Origin of the sequence: Prevotella conceptionensis 9403948 (genome assembly GCF_000312305.1) — a bacterium.
Lineage (GTDB): Bacteria > Bacteroidota > Bacteroidia > Bacteroidales > Bacteroidaceae > Prevotella > Prevotella conceptionensis.
The window spans coordinates 123,491-129,139 of sequence record NZ_HE999446.1 but is presented as its reverse complement, the minus strand read 5'-3'; the positions used below and the strand labels follow the sequence as shown (position 1 = coordinate 129,139).

The following is a 5,649-nucleotide window of genomic DNA, read 5'->3' as shown; positions in this document are numbered from 1 at the left end:
GCCAGTACCGCCACGCTTTGGGCGTAACAGCGATGGAGATTTGTGCAGGCGTGATGGAACAAGGCGAAGAACCGATGCAGGCCGCACAGCGCGAACTGCTGGAAGAAACGGGATATGGTAACGGTACATGGCGACCGCTGATGACTATTGCACCCAATCCGGGTACAATGACTAACCGTTGCCATTGCTTTCTGGCCACAGATGTGGAGAAAGTGTCGGGGCAACATCTAGACGACACGGAAGACATTCAAGTACATGTTGTTAGTCGCGACGAGATGTTACGCATGCTCAAAAACAATGAGCTTTACCAAGCCATGATGTACGCCCCATTGTGGAAATACTTTGCCTTAGAAGACGAACTGAAAGGCTAACTTCGTGCGAAGAATAGAGGGCGGCATCGTTGGTGAAAGGGTGAAAAAGTGAAAAGGTGAAAAAATGAAAAGGTGAAAAGGTGAAAGGGTGAAAAAATTTCTGCGTCTACAAACTCGTAAATTATTTGACTAGTTTTCAAGTTTACGAGTTGACAAGTTGGTGGGCGTTAGCCATTTTTTCACCCTTTCACCTTTTCACCTTTCAAGTTTACGAGTTGACAAGTTAGTGGGCGTTAGCCATCTTTTCACCCTTTCATCTTTTCACCTTTCAAGTTTACGAGTTGACAAGTTGGTGGGCGTTAGCCATTTTTTCACCCTTTCACCCTTTCACCCTTTCACCTTTTCACCTTTACAACTCCTTTCTCATTATCCCAAGAAAAACATCACCATTACTTGCACGATAATCACGCGCAGAAACATGCCGAGGGGATAGACGGTGGCGTAAGTAACGGCAGGTGTGTCGCCTTCGAGCGTTTCGCTAGCGTAAGTAAGTGCCATTGGGTTGGCCATCGACCCACAAAGGATGCCGCAAATAGAGCCGAAGTCGAGCCGCTTAGTGCGCAAGGCGATATAACCCACCAACAGAACAGGTACCACTGTGAGTACGAAACCAAGCCCCACCCATAGCAAACCCTCTGGGCGTATCACCGTTTTAAAGAAGTCTTGACCTGCATCCAAGCCCAAACATGCCAAATAGAGCGACAAACCCAACTGACGGAGCATGAGCGATGCACTGCGCGTTGTGTACGAAACAAGGCGGAAACGTGGGCCAATGCTGCCCACAAGTATGCCCATCACGATGGGGCCACCTGCCAATCCCATGCGTACGGGGGCGCTCATGCCGGGCGACATGATGGGGATGGTGCCCAAGGCAAGACCCAAAAGCATGCCAAGGAAGATGGCACCGAGGTTGGGTTCGTTAAGTGTTTGCACGGCGTTGCCTAGGTAATGCTCCACGTTTTCAAGCGCATCGTGTTCGCCAACCACCGTAACGCGGTCGCCATACTGCAAGCGCAGGTCGTTTGTGCCGAGAAGTTTGGTGTCGCCACGCGTAACACGGCTGACGTTCACCCCATAGGTGTTGCGCAGTTGCAGCGAACCAAGCTTCTTACCATTGAGCATCGGACGGGTGATAACCACCACCTTCGACTCCACTTTCTTGTCGATGTGGTTCCAGTCTATCTTGTCTTTGTTCCAGTCTTTGTCCACTTTCTTCCCCAACAACAGCTCCATTCCGCCCACTTCATCGTCGGTTGTTACCACAAGCACGTTGTCACCTAGTCTTAATTTGGTGGTTGAAACGGGCACGATAACCTGCTCGTTGCGCCATATTCGCGATACGATAAAGCGGATATGAGCCATTTGTGAAATCTCGGCCAGCGTTTTTCCGTCGATGGCTTGGTTCACAATTTCGTATTGTGCCACGTAAGTATGGTCTTCGTCTTGTGGCAAACGGGGCACCAAGTCGTCGGGTCTTACAAAGAATTTACGGAGGAATATCATGGCGAAGATAACGCCTAGAACACCCAAAGGATAGGCCACGGCACAGCCAAGTGCTGCACTACGCGTGGAAAAACCGAAGTTTTCGAGTGCTTGCTGGGCTGCTCCAAGGGCTGGCGTGTTGGTAACAGCACCCGAAAGTATGCCTACCATCGTTTGCATTGGCACGTTGGTTACTTCCGAAAGCACCAGTGCGAGGATGGTTCCCACGGCTATAACGGCAAATCCCCAAAGGTTGAGCGAGATGCCTTCTTTGCGTAACGACCCGAAGAAGTTGGGGCCAACGTGCAATCCCAGCGTGTAAACGAAGAGCACCAAACCAAAGGCCTCGGCATATTGTAGCACGGTGGGGTCGATGTCTAACCCCCAATGGCCTGCAATGATACCAATAAAGAAGACGAAAGCCACGCCAAGCGAAATGCCCTTGACGTGTATCTTACCCAGAATTAGGCCTACATAGCATATCAGCGACAGTACAACCACGGTCTGAATGGCCGAATGCACGGTGAATAGGCCGTTAATCCAATCCATGCTTATATTTATTTTGATATTCCTTGCAAAGGTAGTGCAAAGGTGGGGATTGGCAAAATGTTGGGAGAAATAAAATACAGGCTCGCCTCTAATTCTGTTTCAAAGGGGAAGAACAGGATGATACAATGCATTTTGCAGTCAAAACGCATTGCAATATGCAGTCAAAACGCAGTGTAATATGCAGTCAAAACGCAGTGTAATATGCAGCAAAACACAAGACATATGACTAGGTCTAAATTTACTTTACACGTTTTTTGGTTATTGTTGCTGGATTGGTTTACAAATTTTTACTTGCTTACTGAACAGCCTTACGCCTCCAAGGAATGCGCTTACACGATACAAGATGCAAGCAAAACAAGAAGTTCACATGTTTACAGAAAGAAAACACCTGCGCTTATACAAGGAAACACGTATACTCATACAAAGGAATCACGCGCTTACGCAAAGAAACGCATGCGCCTATAACAAGATTTTTTTGCACCTAAATCCAATAGTTAACAGGCTTGCACAAAGAAACGCATGCACTTGTACGAAGAAAAACACACCCTTATACAAAGAAGTACCATGCACTTATACAAAGAAGTACCATGCACTTATACAAAGAAGTACCATGCACTTATACAAAGAAGTACATGCACAGATGCCAAGAGTTGGGATGTTTACATCGGGAAACACGCGAACACGTCAGCCCCTAACGGCCGTTGCCCGCTTATCAATTATTTTAGGTTGTTTCCATCGTTTCCCATCCATCTTTCGTTTGCTTGTCGGCATCCTGCCAACCTTATTCTCTTAACGTAGCAGGCTACGCCTTCAAAAATAAGATAGGCAATATGCTCAACAACACACAAAATCTGTACAGGCACCACATGAACCGATTGGGGTTCAAGGAAACAGATGCCTTTACATCAAGCACATGTACAGCTGCCAAGCAGCACACGTACTTCTATCGCATTGTGAAAATGGTTTTCCGCGCCATTCGATGCCATGCGCATTGCGGTTCAGGTGCGGTATGATGCGCGAACAACGAGGGGCAACTCCTCCAAGGGTGTTTGAACGTTATTTATTTTGGTGATTATGAACTACTGAGGTAACACCCAAGGAGAAACCGCCAACGCGAAAAACCAATGAGGGGATGCTGACAAGCTAGGGAACACGCGCGCCGCGGTTTACACCTGCGCCGTAAGCCCCAGCCCACAACAAGGGATGTTGTTGCACTTGCCCCCACTCCGTGCCGGTTGCCTTCACCTTTGGCCGCACTATGGGCTATGACCTATACGCCAAGTGCAACTGTCGGCCAGCCCAGAACGCAAGCCGAGTGCTCATTCATTAAGGTTGGCATGCAACACACATGCAGAAGAAGTGGAAAAGGAGTTCAAATCCATAGGGCAAAGATACAATAGTACCCTTAAAGGCTAATTGCAGCACTTGCAGGAAGAATGAGGAGGTATGCATATTGCACCAACGAAAGCTGCAATACGACAAGTGCCAACCCTCTCATTCCCGTTCTCTTATGTTTCTGTCTAACTCTTTCTACGATGTTTCTATAAATGTTATCAGTTAAGTCTAACTCTAAATTCTCTGCTCCGGAATCAAGTTTCTAATTCACTCTAACTCTATTCCTTGCCTGCTCGGTGGTGCATGTGCCGAGCCCAATCTGCCATGATGTACTCATTTGTTGGGGCGACATTGCAGAAAGAGAACCATGCACCTGAGGGCGGTTACCGTTTACGGTACTGCGACGGGGAAACTCCCACCTGTTCCTTGAAGAACTTCCCTAGGAAGCTTTGGTTGGGGAAATTGAGTTCTTGGGCTATTTCCTTCACGCTCTTAGTGGTGTTTTTAAGTTGCACGCGCAACTCCAACGTGATGTACTTGTCAATCCATTGGTTGGGTGTTCGCTTGCTAACGTTGCGCACCGTTTCGGAGAGATACTTAGGTGTGATGCCCAATTGTTCGCCATACCAGCTTACGCGTCTTTCTTTTTTAAAGTTCTGTTCCACCATTTTAATGAACTTGGCGAAGATGGCTTCGGCTCGTGTCTTCTTCAAGTCCGTTGTCTGTTGTACCCGATAGATGGCGTCCGAGGCGTTGTAAATCATCGTCGTAATCATCGAACGCACCGTATCTTTGCGATACCTATGCCCAGCCTGCTGCATTTTTTTCTCAATGAGCGACAGGTGGAGAAGCATTTCTCCCCCCTCTTCGGCATTGAGTGTAAAAACAGGATTGGTTCTCGAGAAGAGTATCAAGGACGAAAGTTCATGGATGCCCATGATGATTTCGTTCATGAAGTCCTTAGACAACAGTATGGCTATACCCTTACAGTTGGTGCTTAGCTCCCCGCTGTTGAGTATTGGGCCAGCAGGGACAACCATGATGTGGTTGGGTTGAAGCTCATACGTAATCGTGTCTACTGTGTACCTGGCACTGCCTTGAGCACAAATGGCCAGCACCAGGCATTGCATTTTGTACGGACCCATGAGGTCCGACAGCTTGTTGAGGTCGTCGACGAGAACTAAATCGTCGTCCATACTCACAACGTCGCAGTTTTCTTTGACAATGGGAATTGTCAAGTCGTTCAATTGTAGTTTCCGCATTTCCTTACCTTTTACTTCGCAAATATAGGAAATTTTGAGCAGAACCGCAAGCTTTCGACAAGAAAAAAGAACGAAAATTTGAAAATAGTTACTTATTAAAAAAGAAACTTCCCATACAGACCAATTGAGGTTTCCATTGCCTCGACATTTTGGACATGTTCAGAACGAAAGTACTTGTCTCCGTGGACAATAAGTTTATAGGTGGGTTTAACGATGAATTTGCTAAAAAACTGCTCGTCTGTTGCGCCGTTGCAAATATAGCGAAAACCGTTGATGTAAACTTTTTCTCCTGTTCGAGTTCCCCTAAAAGTAATACGTACAACGCCCTGAAAATGATGGGGGAAGACGCATGTAAGCGTATCGTTGCGCACGTCTACATAGCTTGGGCCGTACACTTTGACCACTCGCGGAGCGCAAACGAGCCGTGAGGGTGTGGGGGGAGGCAGCGTTTCGGGGTGTGCATAGCGCATGGACGACTGCCAAGAGATGGTGTCGGCATGGTTAATTTGCCACGCCACGGCCTTGTCGCTGCCGTCTTGCCACTCGCTTTCTGGGGGTTGCAGCCCTCGATTTGCTCGCCTACAAGCCCAATTTTCATCGCTTTGGAAGGCGAAAGGAGTGCCGTCCGCATTTTCGCCCCAATAGCTAAC

3 protein-coding genes and 1 pseudogene are annotated in these 5,649 nt (G+C 47.8%); 1 reads left to right on the top strand and 3 read right to left on the bottom strand.

Annotation, left to right across the window (positions count from 1 at the left end; translation table 11 throughout):
- On the top strand, positions 1-371 hold a 371-nt coding region (locus BN93_RS06755), incomplete at its 5' end, for an NUDIX hydrolase (protein WP_019187584.1).
- A 366-nt stretch (positions 372-737) separates the two neighbouring features.
- On the opposite strand, the gene BN93_RS06750 is transcribed toward BN93_RS06755, so the two are convergent.
- The 3 genes and pseudogenes from BN93_RS06750 to BN93_RS17930 all read right to left on the bottom strand — a co-directional run.
- A complete protein-coding gene (locus BN93_RS06750) occupies positions 738-2,402 on the bottom strand; it encodes a putative transporter (RefSeq protein WP_019187583.1) in 1,665 nt (554 codons plus the stop codon).
- 1,718 nt (positions 2,403-4,120) lie between these two features.
- The gene (locus tag BN93_RS06740; protein ID WP_009231626.1) at positions 4,121-4,999 is read right to left on the bottom strand and encodes a helix-turn-helix domain-containing protein; all 879 of its coding nucleotides are present in this window, start codon (positions 4,997-4,999) and stop codon (positions 4,121-4,123) included.
- 95 nt (positions 5,000-5,094) lie between these two features.
- Positions 5,095-5,649, bottom strand: a pseudogene (locus BN93_RS17930) (alpha-L-rhamnosidase N-terminal domain-containing protein); the annotation flags it as partial.

What these genes read in the sequence shown, in the direction of transcription:
- BN93_RS06750 (WP_019187583.1), bottom strand. Translation starts at nt 2,402, where the DNA reads ATGGATTGGATTAACGGCCTATTCACCGTGCATTCGGCCATTCAGACC.
- BN93_RS06740 (WP_009231626.1), bottom strand. Translation starts at nt 4,999, where the DNA reads ATGCGGAAACTACAATTGAACGACTTGACAATTCCCATTGTCAAAGAA.